This is a genomic window from Yoonia sp. BS5-3, assembly GCF_038069655.2.
In the GTDB taxonomy this organism is placed as follows: Bacteria; Pseudomonadota; Alphaproteobacteria; order Rhodobacterales; family Rhodobacteraceae; genus Yoonia; species Yoonia phaeophyticola.
In genome coordinates this window covers 2,611,725-2,627,683 of record NZ_CP150951.2, presented here as the reverse complement: position 1 = coordinate 2,627,683, position 15,959 = coordinate 2,611,725, and the positions used below count along the sequence as shown (strand labels likewise).

Genomic DNA, 15,959 nt, shown 5'->3' with positions numbered 1-15,959 from the left:
GGGGCTAACATTTTTCCGGCGCGTACATGTCCGCGGCACTGTCGCTGTACATTACGAATGTGGTCGTACCTCAACGTTCCCGAGTTCGCTCCGCAACCGCCGCCTGCAACCGATCATAATCCCCCCATTCGGGCCTCTTCCCCGCCTTTTCGCTCACCAATGTCTCGGGCCGCAGCACGTAATCCGTCGTATCCGGCCCTTCCACGATCCCGGCCAGCCGGTAGTGCATGAACATCCGCAGGACCCGGTTGATGCGTCCCTGATACCCCTCGCCCATTCCTTTGAAGAACTTCACGACATCCGCATCAAGCCGGATTGTGATCGGCACGCGTTTGGGGTCGCGCCGGTCGCGGTTTTGCCAGATCTCGTTCCAGCCCGGGGGGAGCCCGCCCGCTTGGCCAATCGCGGCGTGCAGGTCATGTTCCACCATCCGGTGGGCGTCGATCGCATAATTCCAATGGATCGCCTGGGTCTTGGTCTTCTTCTTGGGCTTGGTCATCGTGGTCTCCTGTTTTGGCGGCAGGGTGACGTCACAATGTAAACAAGCCCAAAGCGATACGTACGCCCGCAATACAGCATCTGTACGCGAAACATACGCGCTTTGACGCAGCGGCGGCAGTGGACAGTCTTGCAGGCTCCCCCTAGGGTAGTTTGACTGAATTTGGGGATTTCTGATGCATAACGTCGCCATCACCGGAACCGGGGTTTTCACCCCATCAGCGGTCATTTCCAACGATGAGTTGGTCGCGGCTTTCAACACCTATGCCGATCTGTGGAACGCCGAAAACGCGGACGCCATCGCCGCAGGTAACGCGGCCGCGAAAGAGCATTCCTCAAGCGATTTTATCGTTGCGGCCTCTGGGATTGAGCAGCGCTATGTCCTTGATAAAGAAGGCGTTCTTGACCCCGCCCGGATGTTCCCCCGCCTGCCCGGTCGCCCCGATGATGCGCCAGGTTACATGGCTGAAATCGGTGTCGATGCCGCGCAAAAGGCGCTGGCCGCCGCTGGCCGCGCCGCGGCGGATGTTGACCTGGTCATATGCGCCGCCTCAAATATGGAGCGCGCGTACCCGGCAATTGCCGTGGAAATTCAACAGCTTCTGGGCGCGGGCGGCTTCGCCTTTGACATGAATGTCGCCTGCTCTAGCGCGACTTTTGGCCTCCAAACTGCCGCCGACATGATCCGCGCAGGCTCGGTCAAATCCGCACTCGTCATCAACCCCGAGATTTGCAGCGCCCATCTGGAATGGCGTGACCGCGATTGCCACTTTATCTTTGGCGACGTGGCCACGGCCACATTGGTTGAACGGGATGACGCGCTAGAAACCCCGCATTTCAAGCTACTCTCGACCCGTTGCGCGACGCAGTTCAGCAACAATATTCGCAATAATAACGGCTACTTACGTCGCACTCATGATCACATGGAAGACCGGCGCGATATGCAGTTCATGCAAAATGGCCGCAAGGTGTTTAAAGAGGTTCTGCCGCTGGTCAGCAAACATATCGCGGACCATATGGCCGATGCCGGAATCGATGCAGCAGATCTACGCCGGCTTTGGCTGCATCAGGCCAATAAGACGATGAATGACTATATCGGCAAAAAGGTACTGGGCCGCGTCCCCGCCCCGGATGAGCAGCCCAATATCCTACAGGATTACGCCAATACCTCTTCCGCCGGATCGATTATTGCATTCTCCAAACATTCCGATGATCTTGCATCCGGAGACAAGGGTTTGATCTGCTCATTTGGCGCGGGTTATTCAGTTGGGTCCGTCATCGTTGAGCGTGCATAACGCAATGAAATCAGAGGGTATTTCATGAAACCCATCGCTGTTCTCGCCTTATTCCTGACGCTCAGCGCATGCGGTGTGCCGTTTGTTCCTTTGGTCTAACCGCTGACCCGTTGATGCACATCTGCAAGCGTTTCAACCCGCTCGGAGTACCGGTCGGTTAACATCTCGCTGCGCCCACGGGTCATCACGGTGAAGCGGGCCAGCTCCTCCATCACATCGACGATACGGTTATACATGGATGACGGCTTCATCCGCCCATTCTCAAACTCTTTCCAAGCCATCGGGACTGAGGACTGATTGGGGATGGTCACCAGACGCATCCACCGCCCAAGTATGCGTAACTGATTGACAGTATTGAAAGATTGCGAACCGCCAGTGACCTGCATAACCGCCAGGGTCTTGCCCTGCGTCGGACGGATACCGCCGATGGGTGACAGGGGAAGCCAGTCAATCTGCGTTTTCATAATCCCCGTCATCGCCCCATGCCGTTCAGGGCTGGACCAGACCATCCCTTCGGACCACATGACCAGATCGCGAAGTTCGGCAACTTTGGGGTGATCTGCATCTGCATCGTCGGGCAAAGGTAAACCGGATGGGTCGAAAAACCGGGTCTCGCAGCCCAAGGCCCGCAGGACCCGGGCCCCCTCTTCGGCGCAAAGGCGTGAATAGCTTGTTTCACGCAAGGATCCGTAAAGCAGCAAGATACGCGGGGCATGGCTTGGATGATCGGGGCCAGCAAGTGCAGGGATATCAAGAGGTTGCAGCGCGCCGGGCACGATGTTCGGCATATCTGACGTATCAAGCGTCATTCGTCTTCATCTTCCAAACGCAGTTTCATATCAATCAGCACTTTTTGCAGCGCCGTCGTCTCGCGCAAAAGGCGTTTTGCTTCATTGGTTGAGATCACCCCATCGGCAATCGATTGGTTATACTCGGCCATCAACAACGCAAATCGTTGGCTCAGCTTGATCACGTCAGTATTGATCTCGCCCTCACTATTACTGCGGTCGGCGTCGTAAGACATTGTAATACCGCGGATTTCCGCCAAAGCAGAGGTGACATGCGGATAAGAGGCGGCCGCCTCAAGCGCTGCAACAGCATCGATCGGAATAAACCGATCTGCATGTTCGGCATTATCCGAATAGTAGCGCCCCAAAGTCGCTTTGGATTTTCCTGTCAACTCACAGGCGGCTTCGATCCCAACGTCTTTAACCAAAGCCTCGGTGTGCTTCTTCAGATAACCGACATGCCCTGCCATGGTTGTACTCCGTTGTTGGTCTGTCGCCTGTCACGACCGGGGAAATGATAACGTCATTTCCCATTAATATCTAAATTCATTGATGTCATTGATAAACATGTCTCGTGTGATTGAGACGCTTAACGAGTTGTTGCTTTGCTTCACCAGTGATCGTGTGGATCAGCATGATATTGGTTTAGGATCGCGATCCGCTAGGCGCGGGAGTCTTGGACCTTGCTTCTCCGCGCCGGTGGCCGATTGTCATTATCCCACCGGTCTTGCCAAAATGGCAGGACCGGCGGTAATGACGTTTTATGGCTAAGCTTTATTTTAACTATTCGACAATGAACGCGGGCAAATCGACCGTGCTTCTCCAAGCCTCGCACAACTATATTGAGCGCGGCATGAAAACCTATCTGATGATTGCCCAGCTAGACAACCGCGCAGGCGAAGGCCGGATCGGCAGCCGCATTGGCATCGGCGCCGATGCGGATACATTTGCCCCCGGCGAAGATCTTTACGACAAGATCGAGGCCCGGCTGAACGAAGGCCCCTGCGCTTGCGTTTTTGTCGACGAAGCGCAGTTCCTTGAACGCCAACAGGTCTGGCAACTGGCCCGGGCTGTTGACGATTTGAAAGTTCCGGTGATGACCTATGGCCTGCGGGTCGACTTTCTTGGAAAACTCTTCCCCGGGTCGGCCGCGCTTTTGGCCTTGGCCGATGAAATGCGCGAGGTCCGCACGATTTGTCACTGCGGGAAAAAGGCCACCATGGTTGTGCGCAAGGATGAGTATGGTCAGGTACTGACGAGCGGCGATCAAATCGCTATCGGCGGCAATGATCGTTACGTTTCACTTTGCCGCAAGCATTGGCGCGAGGAAATGGGCGAAAGCGAGTAGAGAGGCCACATGCATATTCTCAGTTGATTGCCGCCCCGATCCCGATAACGTTGCCGCCCAATCTTACTAAGACTGGGCGGCATACCAAAAACTGACGTTCGGGTGTTTTGCAGCGAACGCCGGCAGAGAGCCCAAGGTGCGTGATGCTGCGTAAACCACAAATGACAGCTTCTGGTTGCTGGCAACCACCTTCATACTATGGAAGCCAAGAAAGGCAGCTTATAGCGGTTTTCGGTGTGCACCATTTCGTCTAGCCTGTCGATAAAACGGCGGAGCAGACAAAGATGTCAAAAGTACACATACATGAAGACGATGAAGGAATGCGGAACGTTTATCCAGCAAATGCGATAAGTGACGTGATGGATGACATTGCAGCAGCGAAACTTCATTCGGTGGAAAATCTTGCACCAAATGGCGTTGGCTGGACAGATGTACACGCAATCCAAGAACCTGAAAAATCGTTTCTAGAGATCGGATTGGAGTGGCAAAGCGTTGCGAACGCGATCGGCGAAGTTCTACCTAGGATCAAGGAATTTGAGGTGGGTTTCGGCACCAACAATCCCTTTCACTACAAAGACCTTGATCCAACATGCTATGGCTTCGGACAATCGGTGTACCTCAAGCTGGAAACAGATGGCGACTACCTTAAAGCAATCTGGTTTGACACAAGATCGAACGTGGAAGAAGAGTTGTTTGCACTTAGACGTGCACTGGAAGCGATAAATGAGATCCATCCCTCAATGATCGCTGACTACTGGCTCAACACCGGAGGTCTCATTGGTGATCAAGCATTCCTAGACGCCTACATAGAGGATTTGCGCGGAACCGCAGTGCCATCTACTGACCCTTCTGTTATGAAAGAGGAACCGATTTCTCCGACCTTTTGGTCAAAGGTAATGACGCGTGTGCTTGGAACGCGCTAACCGCCAACGCCACCCAAATTCTGAAAGCGGCCATTGTAACTCCAACGACAGGAGTCCGGTTCGTCCCGCCTTGCGGTCATCGAAGCATTGCACAGCGTAGGTCCGGTTCGTGAGTGCGCGAAGTCTCGCAAAGACTGTGCGCACAACCAAGTGAGACCGGGCTGCTCAATCCTTAGGGAATATGCACGACAGGCCCCGGGTGCCCGCCTGCGTCTAATTCACGACCCGTTGTCGCCCCAATAGCCAGACGAAGAAGACCCCGCCCACAAGGCCCGTGACGATGCCGATGGGCATGTCCTCGGGGGCCATGACGGTGCGCGCAGCGATGTCCGCCCAAAGAAGGAAGACCGCCCCGATCAGCGCAGAGCCCGGCAAAACCCGCGCATAATCGCCGCCGACCAGCATCCGCGCTACATGCGGCACCATCAGCCCGACAAAGCCGATGATCCCTGAAAATGCGACCATAACGCCCGTGATCAGCGCGCCGACCACAAAGACGGACAGTCGAAATCGCGCGACCGGAATGCCAAGGGTTGAGGCGGTTTCATCCCCTACTGTCATCGCGTTCAAATCCTGCGCCCGCAGCATCAGCCATCCGGCGCATCCCAGCAGGATCACCAGCGGGTAGATCAACTGCCCCCATTGCGCGAGCCCCAGCCCGCCGAGCATCCAGAACACAACGATATGGGTGGCCTTTGGGTCGGCCAGAAATATCAGCACATTCGCGCAGGCCATGATGATGAAAGACACAGCGACACCTGCAAGGACCAGCCGATCCGCGCTCATCGCGTTGGCGAAACGGGACACGGCAAGCACGATCAGTGTCGCCCCAAGCGCGCCAAGGAAGGCCAGCAAGGGCACTGTCAGAGGCCCGATAAAGAGCCCCGTGTGCAGCAGCGCAAGGATGGCCCCGAATGCGCCGCCAGAGGATATCCCCAGAAGATGCGGGTCGGCCAAAGGGTTGCGCGTCACCGCCTGAAGGCTCGCGCCGACCATCGCCAGCCCCGCCCCAACCATCATCGCCAACAGCGCGCGGGGCAGCCGGATTTCCCAGACGATCGCCTCGCGGCTTTGCGACCAGGTTTGCGCAATCAGGTCTGGCGAGATGCGATTCAGCATCACCCCCCAGACCGTCCCCGGCGGCACCGGGACGGCCCCGACCGAGATCGCAAATGAAAGCGAGACCAAAAGCAGGGCCAGCGCCCCCAGTACAAGGGCGAGGGTTTTGTTGAAACTTTTGATCCCGCCCATCATGTCATTCGGCCCAGAAGGCTTCTGCCAGGGTTTTGATCGCCTCGATATTGCGCGGCCCCGGTGTGGCTTCGACATATTCCAGCGTCACGAAACGGTCGTTCTTGATCGCATCAAGGCCCGCAAAGGCCGGGTTGGACATCATGAAATCGCGTTTTTGTGCGGCGGTGACCTCGCCGTAATTGACGATCACGATGACCTCGGGGTTGCGCTCAACAACCTCTTCCCAGGTGACAGTAGCCCAGCTTTTTTCGAAATCATCCATGATATTGACGCCGCCTGCCGCCTCAATCAGCGCCGTGGGCATCCCGTAGCGCCCGGCGGTGAAGGGTGTGTCTTCGCCGCTGTCATAGACAAAGACGCGCAAGGGATCACCGGTTTCCAGATCGCCTGTGAAGGCGGCAAGTTCGGCGCGGTAGCTATCCACCAGCGCGGCTGCTGTGTCTTGCACATCAAAGATCGTGCCAAGGTTCATCAGGTCCGCATACATGTCTTCGATGCTGGCCTTTTGCTTGTCCATGATGTGGATGCAGGATTCGGTCAGCTCATAGACCTGGATGCCGAAGGGGTCCAATGTCGCGGGCGTGACTTCGCCACCGACCTTCATCCCGTAGTTCCAGCCTGCGAAAAAGAAATCGGCGTCAGCGCCGACCAGCACCTCTTTTGAGGGGTATTGGGCGGATAGTTCCGGCAGCTCGGCAACACCGGCGGTCATTTCAGCATCGAGCTTGTTCCAACCCGAAATGCCCGTGTAGCCAACCATCCGGTCCGCAAGACCCAGCACCAGCATCATTTCGGTCAGGTTCACATCGTTTGAGATCGCCCGCTCCGGCGGGGCGTCGAAGGTGACCGTTCGGTCACAGCTTTGAACGGTGGTTTCGGCCATGGCAGCCCCGGCTGCGAGGATCAGCGCAGCAGAGGAAAGGAGTGCCTTTTTCATATGTGTGGTTCCTTGTTTGGAAGATGGAAGGTGAGATGGCCCGCATTGCTGGGCGCAAGGCGTTCGCGGCGTGCTGTGACTTGGAAAGCGTCCGAGACGGCGGCCTCGGACAGCACCTGATCAGGCGGCCCAAAGCCGATGGTTTCCCCGGCGCGCAGCAGCAGAATGTCATCACAGACCCCCGCCGCGAGGTTCAGATCATGCAAGGATGTGACAATCGTCAGCGGCAGGTTTCGGATCAGGTCCAGCACCTCAAGCTGATGACGGATATCAAGGTGATTGGTCGGCTCATCAAGGATCAAGAGGCGCGGTTCTTGCGCAAGGGCGCGGGCGACCATGACGCGCTGACGCTCGCCCCCTGACAAAGTGCCCAGATGGCGGTTTGCCAACCCATGCAGATCAAGCCGCGCCAGGGCCTGGTCGATAATCTCTTGGTCACGGGACCCTGTGTTTCCCGCGAAGCCGCGTCGGTACGGCGTGCGTCCCAAAGCGACGATTTCACCGATTGTCAGGGCAAAATCACTGGGCTGTTCCTGCAAGACCGCCGCGATTTGCTGGGCGACGGCGCGTGCCGAGAGGCCCCAGATATCGGTATCGTCAAGACAGACCTGCCCTGTCAACGGGCGGTTAAACCGGTAGAGCAATCGCAGCAGGGTGGTTTTGCCCGCTCCATTGGGCCCGACAATGCCCAGCACCCGCCCAGCACCCAGCGTAAAACTGGTGGGGTGCAAAAGCGTGTCGGTCCCGCGCCCGGGCGACCAGGACAGGTCCCGGACAGAGAGGGCAGCCGCACTCACGACGCGCGCACCCCGTCTTCTTCAATCGCCATGATTGCAGCGGGGATGCGGGCCAAAGTGGATTTGTGCAATTTGCCGGGCCGATCCACCGAGGAACACCAGCCATCCTGCAGATAGGCATATTGCCTGGCGAAGGTGACAAGATCGTCGATGTCTTCGCCCGGATCGATATCCCCGAAAAGATAGCTCGCTTTCTTTGTGCCGTGATAGGCCACGGTGCAGGGATGACTACAGCCCGCCATGCAGGCCACGCCTGATATTTCAAAATCCTCGGGGATGGCATCCCCGGCGGCTGCAATCGCCTGCCGCAGGCGCGTGATCAGCTCATAGCCCGGGCGGCACGCAGTGCCTTTGTTACGACAGGATGTACAAATTGTAATGCGATGCTTCATTCGGCCCTCCGCCTTTCAGACGGGCGAAGGAAGAACTGTGCCATTGGCGGCGAAACCGCTGTGCCATCTTATGCTCCTGACCAGACACCCCGCCTGCATCGTGTTGAAATGCCGATGCGCGTTTGCGCAACGGTGATGGCAGGTCTCCTGACTTGCGGGTCGCTGCTTCCCCGAACCTTCCCGGACATAATGTCCAGTGGCTCATATCGGGGTCGCTCTCCGCTCACAGTTGCGGGGGCAGTCACGGATTTGGTGCCTACTGGCTACGCCTCACCGTGTTCCCTTTTCATCTCGTCAGCGCTTTGGCGTCAGAGAACCATCGGCGCATAGCAAATCGTATAATTCAGGAGCAGTCAATCATCGAAATACTGCGCTGAAGGCTGATGGCCTTCTAGAGAGCCGGGGTGGAATGGTAACCAAGGCGTATCATCGGCGCGATCGTGGTTGCGCACGGCCGAAACCACGATGCGTGGCATGCATCTTGCGCCCCGACTTCTGATCACGGGTTTTGAACCGCCGTTTGTGTACCACAGATGCCGATTGCGCTGCTGATCACCATTCCCGCAGCGGCTCTAGCGCGCGATCCTGTTCTCGTCGACCCCGCAGGATTTTCCCATTTTCCAATGCACTGCGACTGGCGGTGCGTTAGCAGCGGCCGAAAAACACAAAAAGGCCGGAACTTCCCTCTGGACACCCCTCGCAGGCGCGTCTAAAACGCCGCTACCCAGTAGCAAGGCAAGCCTTGCTAACCCAATGCCCGGGTAGCTCAGGGGTAGAGCAGTGGATTGAAAATCCTCGTGTCGGTGGTTCGATTCCGCCCCCGGGCACCATCATGTTATGAAAATCCTTTGTTTTTAGATGGTTGCGGATCTGAAAAGTCCCACTCCGATAGACTCGCATGCAAAGTGGGACTTTTTCGTTCTACTACCGTTCCTTTGCGGAGCGATAAGACATGCGGGCTAGAGCACTTTCAGCCCGTTTCCGCTGGCTGGCGCTTTGGGTGTACCGCGTTACTTCTTTCGAAGTGCAATGACCCGTAATCGCCATGATTTCTTGCTCGGTGCAAGCGAAATAGGCGAGTTCGCCCACCGCCCTTAGGACCGGGCGAGGTTAGTTTATGAGCCAGCCGATAAGGCCGCGAGATGATCGAACGCGCACGATGAGTGCCCCAACCAGTGGCACGTCTCAGATCGCGCACGGAAAGCGTGAAGCTGTCCATTGCGAGTTTCCGTTGGAAAAAATTGGATGCCCCCGGCACCAGACTCGACCAACCCCGTTGCCCAAGTCATGTATGAATGTTACCAAAAAATGGAACAAAAATCAATTTATTGCCGAGAAAGGGTCACCCACGAGTTGCCCGCTCTAGGAAACTCTGCATCTCGACTGAAACGACATTATGCTGGATCGAAAATTCGCCATTTGGAGATTGCTTTGACTGCCAAGTATTCGCGTTCCATTAGCGCTCACACATTAGAGCGGGCTGCTTTCTTGGAGCTGTTCTTACCAAATCAAGGTCAGGAGAACTTTAACCTTTCACCATTGAACTTGGTAGTTTCTGCTGGCGAACAAGAATTTATTGAAGATGTTGACGTAAGTTTCCGGTTGCGGTTTCGAAGAATTATCATCGACTTAGTCCTCAGCAATTGTACGATCGCACGACTGGGGCGGTACGAGAAGACTCTGACCGAAGACCAAGTTTCAATTTTTCGGGAAAAGCTAAGCTTACACAAATCGACTTCGTCGGAAGAACTTGCGGGGGTAGCAAACCTTGCTGTTGCGCATAAAATTCTTAAGGTTGGCATGGATGTCAGCCGTAAGCGCGGAAGGCAGTCTGACGATCAGGACAAAGACAACCTGTCACAAAAAATCAGCATAAAGATCGTTACGAAATCCAGCGGCCCAACTTGGGAAATTGGACATGAGGTGCTTGGTGACCCCAGACAATTCGATGCATTGCTGAAAGGTGATTATTTGCTTGAAGCTCCTGATCGGCCTTTAGACGAAGAGGATAACCCACTGTGTTTTTTGGAGCCGATGGACACATCCAAACCCTACTCTGCTTTAGTGGAAATGAGAGTCAAGAAGCGCGATTGCGTCTACTTCCCTCTTGCCGAAAATCGAGATTTGGCCGACTGGCGGGAACGAAACAAGCGCGCTATCGAAGGCGCTCTCGTGGGCAAAATGCTCGAGGCACACAAAGTGGGGGTCGGTTCAAGACCCCCGCCGGGCGAGATCGTCTTGGCGCGTGCAGCAATACAGGTTGAGGCCGCCGATGACTGACGACAAGAAATTTGTACCAGATTTTGATGCACTTCGCGCTATCCGGACTGTTGAAAACCCCACAATCGACGAGCTGGTAAGCGCAGCAGGATTAGATCCCAAGGAGGACTTGCAATACACTGACCTCCGCAGTGTCGACTGGAGAGGCACAAACAAGTCTGATTACAACTTGAACGGAGCATTGTTGGATAGTGAAGAGGAGTACCCTGATCTATCTGAAAAGCACTTTGTTGGATCCAAATTGGCGCAAAAGCCTCGCATGGGTTTTCCGGGCCTAGTTAACATAGATGTTTGGCGCAACGAGTTCAGCGACAAAGACGGTTACAGTGATCTCTTCATTGACGTTAGCTTTGGCACCGAGAGGTTTTCGGTTGAACTTGGTGATTCTCACTTCTTGCAATGTAAGATCACGCTTCGTAGGGCGCACATAGATATAACTATGCCAGCAGAAGGGCCTTATCGAATTGTCAGGCCTAGACATGGAGTTGTCACCAATCGACAACTCCAGTTTTCATCCAGCAACACGACCTCGTCGAGTAAGTCCAGCGAAACTGTTGGGTCTGCCACTACTTCCATGGCGCTGAAGGCTCTCGGGGTTTCAGCGTCTGTGACAAAGAACAATGAGCGATCACTTACCGAGACGCTTGAGTTCGGAACCGTCCAATTCTCGGGCCAACCGCTCGAAAACGGCTACTCAATAGAGTTTGAACCACTCGATGACACATTCCTAAAGGGTCGCCCATGGCCCATTGCAGAAGAGTTCCCTGTGGCTTCAATCCGTTTGACTGGAGAGGCTGGTGATATCGCTCCGGACGTCTTGGTGGAAGTCAGTTGCCTTAGGGAAGACATAGTAGTTTCAGACATAAAAATCGTCCCTGAGGGATTTTCTGACCGCCTGAGGGAAATTTTGGGCTTCCAGTCGCTGAACTCTAGGTTGGCGATGGACAAGATTGTTGAAAGGCTCGAAGAGCGATCTCTCGAACAAGGTGACCTACGGACGGACTTCTCAAAAATTCGCTTGGCAGCCTCAAGCCCAAGAGTTGAATGAACTTTAGATACTTTTAGGGGTGGGACAGAATTCTGTGAAACAACACGAAGTTATGGAGGATTTCCAGAGTCCCACTTTTTGCAACACCTTCAAATATCAGGATTAATACACCACGCCCCCGGGCACCATTATTCTTAAAAAATTCATAATCATAAACGCCCAAGGGAATTGGACCTAAATCTGTCCACCCGTAGATCCCCCCCTTGGACGACGTTAGCAGTCGTTTGAAGCAAATTCTTGGCTTTTGCTGACACCGGGCGGAAGCCGGTCATTCGCAGCATGCGCATAACTTTCTAAGTAACCTCGACCCATCTTTGCTCTGCTAAAAAGCATGCTGCAGCTGACCACTCTTGAGGTTCTTCCGCCCTTCACCCAAGATGACTCTAACAAGTTGAAAGAGACCCCCATGGAAGATCACGTCAGTACTCACCAGGCCGAGGAAGATGCGCGCAATGATAGCGTTTTGATTTATGTCGACGGCGTGCTGAAACCGCGTGCAGAAGCATTGGTGAGTGTGTTTGACAGCGGCTTTATGCTCGGCGATGGTGTATGGGAAGGACTACGGCTTTATGATGGGACGTGGGCCTTTGTAGACGAGCATATCGACCGTCTCTTTGAGGCGGCGAAAGCTATCGATCTGGATATCGGGATGGATCGTGCCGGAGTGATTGCCGCGCTAAAGATGACCCAAGAGGCCAACAGCATGACCACCGACGCCCATGTGCGGTTGATGGTCACGCGTGGGGTCAAAGCGCGGCCATTTCAGCATCCAGGGCTGAGCCGGTCGGGGCCGACGTTTGTGATTATCATGGAGCATTCGCGCCCAAGCTGGCCACGCCCAATCAAACTGGCCACGGTGCCGCATATGCGCGGCTTGCCGATGACCCAGGATCCGAAGCTCAACTCGCACTCTAAACTCAACTGCATTCTGGCCTGTATCGCAGCCGAAAAGGCGGGTGCGGATGAGGCCTTGATGCTGGATGTCCATGGGTTCGTGAACACGACGAATGCCTGCAACTTTTTCATCGTGCGCAAGGGCGCGGTTTGGACCTCTACCGGTGATTATTGCATGAACGGGATCACCCGCCAGAAGGTGATTGATCTGTGCCGTGCCAATGACATTCCGGTCTATGAACGCAACTACTCGTTGGTTGATACCTACGGCGCGGATGAAGCTTTTTTGACAGGGACGTTCGGGGCGCAAACTCCTGTCGGCGAGATTGACGGGCGCGTCATCGGCAGCGGAGACCTCGGGCCCGTCACCACGCGCATTCGCGGCCTCTACAAAGCTTTGATCGAGACCGGCGCATGAAAATTGCCATGTGGTCCGGGCCGCGCAATCTGTCGACGGCGATGATGTATAGCTTTGGTAATCGCGGCGATCTGCGCCCTTGGGATGAACCGTTTTACGCGGCCTACCTTGATAAAACCAATCTCGAACACCCGATGCAGGCCGAGATTTTGGCGCAAGGCCCAACTGACCCGCAGGCCGTCGCAGATCAGATCGCGGAACGCGGCGACGGGCAGTTTTTGAAGTTGATGACGTTCCATATGTTGGATGGCTTCCCGATGGATTGGGGGCAGGACTGCCAGCATTTCCACCTGATCCGGCATCCGGCCCGGGTGATCGCGAGTTATTCCCAAAAGCGCGAAAGCCCAACGCTGAAAGACATCGGGTTTGCCGCGCATCTGGACATCTATCGCCGGTTCCCGGGACCTGTCGTGAGTTCCTATGATATCCGTCTTGACCCGCGTGGCATGTTGGAAAAACTGTGCAACGCCCTTGGAGTAGATTTCGATCCTGCGATGCTCAGCTGGCCGAAAGGACCTAAACCGTTTGACGGAGTGTGGGCACCCCATTGGTATGACGCGGTACATCGCTCGACTGGATTTGCCACCGCCGAAGGCCCATTGCCGGACCTCAGGGGCCGCGATGCTGATCTCTGCGCGGCGGCCTTGCCCGCCTATGAAGAAATGGCAAAGAACAAGATCTAAGTGAACTCCCCCGCCACCCGCGATGTGTTGAATGTATAGGCCAGAAAGGTGACTGATAAGCAGATGGACAGGGGCGCAAGCTGCTCTAGCGTTTTTGAAGAATAGGCATGATCGGGGGCGAGCAAGTTTGCTGTGCCCAATAACTTACCATTCACAAAAGCAGGAATATTGATCGCCGCGCCAAGGCCCAAGTCTTCGATTTTTTCGTGATCTGGGAAAACGTCACGTAGCCCCTCAACCGTCTCTGACAAAAACGGATCGCGCCCATCAAGGACCGTTTTGGTCCACCGATTGGGCACAATGTCTTTCAATCCTGTCAACGGATAGGCCAGCTCATCACTTGTGTAGATACGTTCCGCCTGCCCGGCGTCCAGATCAAACCGAGAGCATGTGAAAAGCGTCACCCCAACCATATCGTCATGTCTGACGTCAGCGCCTATGGGACAGTTTAGGCCGATTTGATAAGGGAGGGTTTCTGGCACATCGTAACCACCAAGGAGTGGAGATGAGACAGAAACCCGGAACACGTAAGAGCCACGGTGATAAGGTCGTCAAAGACATCCGCCGTGCGACGCGCAAACAGTATTCCGCCGAAGAGAAGATTAGGATCGTGCTGGACGGCCTTAAGGGTGAGGACAGCATTGCCGAGCTTTGCCGTCGAGAGGGCATTGCTCAGAGCCTGTATTATAGCTGGTCCAAAGAGTTCCTTGAAGCGGGCAAGAAGCGTCTGGCTGGCGACACGGCCCGTGCAGCGACGTCGACCGAAGTCAAAGACCTTCGTCGGGAATCCCGTGATTTGAAAGAGGTCGTCGCTGAACAAGCCCTGGAGCTACGGCTGCTCAAAAAAAGCATGCTCGGGGATGGGGAGGACGACGAATGAGGTACCCCGCATCTGAGAAACTGGAGATCATTCGCCTGGTCGAAGGCTCGCATCTCCCGATCAAGCGAACCCTGGACAAGCTGGGGATTCCCAGTGTCCGTCGTCAGGGATTTTGGGACAGATGGCTGCCTAACCTAAGAGAGGGTCTGGCGCATCTGGCTGTCGTGATTATGCGGCGGATTTGCGGTGAAGCAAGCGTCGCGTTTCGATGGTCTTTCGCTTGATCCTTTCTCGTTGTTTCAAAATAGTCTCCCCGCGCCCGAAGTAGACATCGGCAGGCGTGAGGTTCTGCAGGCCTTCGTGATAACGCCGGTGGTTGTAGTGATCGACAAAGGCATCGATCTGTTGTCTGAGATCACCGGGCAGGTAGTAGTTTTCAAGCAGAATGCGGTTCTTTAGCGTTTGATGCCACCTTTCGATCTTGCCCTGGGTTTGCGGGTGATATGGCGCACCTCGAACATGATCCATCTTCTGATCTTCCAGCCAATCAGCCAGTTCGCCCGAGATGTAGCTCGACCCGTTGTCACTGAGCAGGCGCGGCTTGTGCAGCACCGTCGCCTGATCGCAGCCCGAAGCCTGCAGCGCGAGGTCGAGCGTATCGGTCACATCTTCGGCCTTCATCGTTGTGCAGAGCTTCCAGGCGATGATGTAGCGGCTGTAATCATCGAGGATAGTGCTGAGATAGAACCAGCCCCATCCGATGACCTTCAGATATGTGAAGTCGGTTTGCCATAGCTCGTTGGGACGCGTTGTCTTTTCTTTGAACTCGTCGGCGGCTGACAGAACCACATAGGCCGGGCTGGTGATCAGATCATAAGACTTGAGGATGCGATATACGGAAGCCTCTGACACAAAATACTTTTCTGTATCAGTAAACTGAACGGCCAACTCGCGCGGAGACAGGTCGCTTTCCTGCAAAGCCAGGTCCCTGATCTTCTCTCGAATGGGCTCGGGAATGCGGTTCCAGACCCGTGACGGTATCGGACTACGATCGTCAAGCGCCTCGGGGCCACCTGACATATACCGGTCGTACCAGCGGTAGAAGGTGGTCCTGGGAATCCCCAGCTTGTCCAGGGTTCGCTTGATCGGGAGATGCGAGCCTTCGACCAGGCGAATGATCTCCAGTTTCTCAGATGCGGGGTACCTCATTCGTCGTCCTCCCCATCCCCGAGCATGCTTTTTTTGAGCAGCCGTAGCTCCAGGGCTTGTTCAGCGACGACCTCTTTCAAATCACGGGATTCCCGACGAAGGTCTTTGACTTCGGTCGACGTCGCTGCACGGGCCGTGTCGCCAGCCAGACGCTTCTTGCCCGCTTCAAGGAACTCTTTGGACCAGCTATAATACAGGCTCTGAGCAATGCCCTCTCGACGGCAAAGCTCGGCAATGCTGTCCTCACCCTTAAGGCCGTCCAGCACGATCCTAATCTTCTCTTCGGCGGAATACTGTTTGCGCGTCGCACGGCGGATGTCTTTGACGACCTTATCACCGTGGCTCTTACGTGTTCCGGGTTTCTGTCTCATCTCC

The 15,959-nt window shown here is 55.4% G+C and carries 16 protein-coding genes, 1 tRNA gene, 1 pseudogene and 1 riboswitch; of the genes and pseudogenes, 9 read left to right on the top strand and 9 right to left on the bottom strand.

Annotated elements, in window-relative coordinates:
- Positions 1–70 precede the first annotated feature (70 nt).
- Positions 71–499, bottom strand: a complete 429-nt coding sequence (locus tag AABB29_RS13305) for a BrnA antitoxin family protein (RefSeq protein ID WP_373636567.1) — start codon at positions 497–499, stop codon at positions 71–73.
- A gap of 175 nt (positions 500–674) precedes the next feature.
- On the opposite strand from AABB29_RS13305, the gene AABB29_RS13300 reads away from it, so the two are divergent.
- Positions 675–1,793 (top strand): beta-ketoacyl-ACP synthase III, encoded by a 1,119-nt coding sequence (locus AABB29_RS13300; RefSeq protein ID WP_341366452.1) that lies wholly within the window; start codon positions 675–677, stop codon positions 1,791–1,793.
- 95 nt (positions 1,794–1,888) lie between these two features.
- On the opposite strand, the gene arsH is transcribed toward AABB29_RS13300, so the two are convergent.
- Both arsH and AABB29_RS13290 read right to left on the bottom strand, forming a co-directional pair.
- Entirely contained in the window at positions 1,889–2,602 is a 714-nt protein-coding gene (arsH, locus tag AABB29_RS13295) for an arsenical resistance protein ArsH (RefSeq protein ID WP_341366453.1), read from the bottom strand.
- On the bottom strand, positions 2,599–3,051 hold the full coding sequence (locus AABB29_RS13290; RefSeq protein WP_341366454.1) for a hypothetical protein: 453 nt from the start codon (positions 3,049–3,051) through the stop codon (positions 2,599–2,601). The genes arsH and AABB29_RS13290 overlap by 4 nt, the downstream gene beginning before the upstream one ends.
- 293 nt (positions 3,052–3,344) lie before the next feature.
- On the opposite strand from AABB29_RS13290, the gene AABB29_RS13285 reads away from it, so the two are divergent.
- Positions 3,345–3,929: a thymidine kinase gene (locus tag AABB29_RS13285; RefSeq protein WP_341366455.1), complete on the top strand. Its 585-nt coding sequence runs from the start codon at positions 3,345–3,347 to the stop codon at positions 3,927–3,929.
- Positions 3,930–4,213: 284 nt separating this feature from the next.
- Entirely contained in the window at positions 4,214–4,852 is a 639-nt protein-coding gene (locus AABB29_RS13280; protein WP_341366456.1) for a hypothetical protein, read from the top strand.
- A 213-nt stretch (positions 4,853–5,065) separates the two neighbouring features.
- Here AABB29_RS13280 and AABB29_RS13275 read toward each other — a convergent pair whose 3' ends face one another.
- The 4 genes from AABB29_RS13275 to AABB29_RS13260 are packed head-to-tail and all read right to left on the bottom strand — an operon-like array spanning position 5,066 to position 8,232.
- On the bottom strand, positions 5,066–6,106 hold the full coding sequence (locus tag AABB29_RS13275) for a FecCD family ABC transporter permease (RefSeq protein ID WP_373636566.1): 1,041 nt from the start codon (positions 6,104–6,106) through the stop codon (positions 5,066–5,068).
- Between the two features lies 1 nt (position 6,107).
- The gene (locus AABB29_RS13270) at positions 6,108–7,043 is read right to left on the bottom strand and encodes an ABC transporter substrate-binding protein (protein WP_341366457.1); all 936 of its coding nucleotides are present in this window, start codon (positions 7,041–7,043) and stop codon (positions 6,108–6,110) included.
- Positions 7,040–7,840, bottom strand: coding sequence for an ABC transporter ATP-binding protein (locus AABB29_RS13265; protein WP_341366458.1), 801 nt, complete (start codon positions 7,838–7,840; stop codon positions 7,040–7,042). Before AABB29_RS13265 ends, AABB29_RS13270 begins: the two co-directional genes overlap by 4 nt.
- The gene (locus AABB29_RS13260; protein ID WP_341366459.1) at positions 7,837–8,232 is read right to left on the bottom strand and encodes a DUF1636 domain-containing protein; all 396 of its coding nucleotides are present in this window, start codon (positions 8,230–8,232) and stop codon (positions 7,837–7,839) included. The genes AABB29_RS13265 and AABB29_RS13260 overlap by 4 nt, the downstream gene beginning before the upstream one ends.
- A 119-nt stretch (positions 8,233–8,351) precedes the next feature.
- Positions 8,352–8,568: riboswitch (cobalamin riboswitch) on the bottom strand.
- 419 nt (positions 8,569–8,987) lie between these two features.
- Between AABB29_RS13260 and AABB29_RS13255 the strand changes: the two genes are divergently transcribed.
- The 5 genes from AABB29_RS13255 to AABB29_RS13235 all read left to right on the top strand — a co-directional run bounded on the left by AABB29_RS13255 (position 8,988) and on the right by AABB29_RS13235 (position 13,555).
- Positions 8,988–9,062: transfer RNA gene (locus AABB29_RS13255), tRNA-Phe, on the top strand.
- 415 nt (positions 9,063–9,477) lie between these two features.
- Positions 9,478–10,512, top strand: coding sequence for a hypothetical protein (locus tag AABB29_RS13250; protein WP_341366460.1), 1,035 nt, complete (start codon positions 9,478–9,480; stop codon positions 10,510–10,512).
- Positions 10,505–11,560 (top strand): hypothetical protein, encoded by a 1,056-nt coding sequence (locus AABB29_RS13245; protein WP_341366461.1) that lies wholly within the window; start codon positions 10,505–10,507, stop codon positions 11,558–11,560. The genes AABB29_RS13250 and AABB29_RS13245 overlap by 8 nt, the downstream gene beginning before the upstream one ends.
- 406 nt (positions 11,561–11,966) lie before the next feature.
- Positions 11,967–12,872, top strand: a complete 906-nt coding sequence (locus tag AABB29_RS13240) for an aminotransferase class IV (RefSeq protein ID WP_341366463.1) — start codon at positions 11,967–11,969, stop codon at positions 12,870–12,872.
- The gene (locus tag AABB29_RS13235) at positions 12,869–13,555 is read left to right on the top strand and encodes an HAD family hydrolase (protein WP_341366464.1); all 687 of its coding nucleotides are present in this window, start codon (positions 12,869–12,871) and stop codon (positions 13,553–13,555) included. Before AABB29_RS13240 ends, AABB29_RS13235 begins: the two co-directional genes overlap by 4 nt.
- Here the strand turns inward: AABB29_RS13235 and AABB29_RS13230 are convergent.
- The gene (locus tag AABB29_RS13230; protein WP_341366465.1) at positions 13,552–13,959 is read right to left on the bottom strand and encodes a hypothetical protein; all 408 of its coding nucleotides are present in this window, start codon (positions 13,957–13,959) and stop codon (positions 13,552–13,554) included. The genes AABB29_RS13235 and AABB29_RS13230 overlap by 4 nt on opposite strands.
- A gap of 101 nt (positions 13,960–14,060) precedes the next feature.
- Between AABB29_RS13230 and AABB29_RS13225 the strand changes: the two are divergent.
- A pseudogene (locus AABB29_RS13225) lies at positions 14,061–14,584 on the top strand (transposase); the annotation flags it as partial.
- 19 nt (positions 14,585–14,603) lie between these two features.
- On the opposite strand, the gene AABB29_RS13220 reads toward AABB29_RS13225, so the two are convergent.
- A protein-coding gene (locus AABB29_RS13220) for an IS3 family transposase (RefSeq protein ID WP_341365916.1) occupies positions 14,604–15,955 on the bottom strand; the annotation gives its coding sequence in 2 pieces (ribosomal slippage) (positions 14,604–15,619 and positions 15,619–15,955; 1,353 coding nt in all).
- Positions 15,956–15,959: the final 4 nt, after the last annotated feature.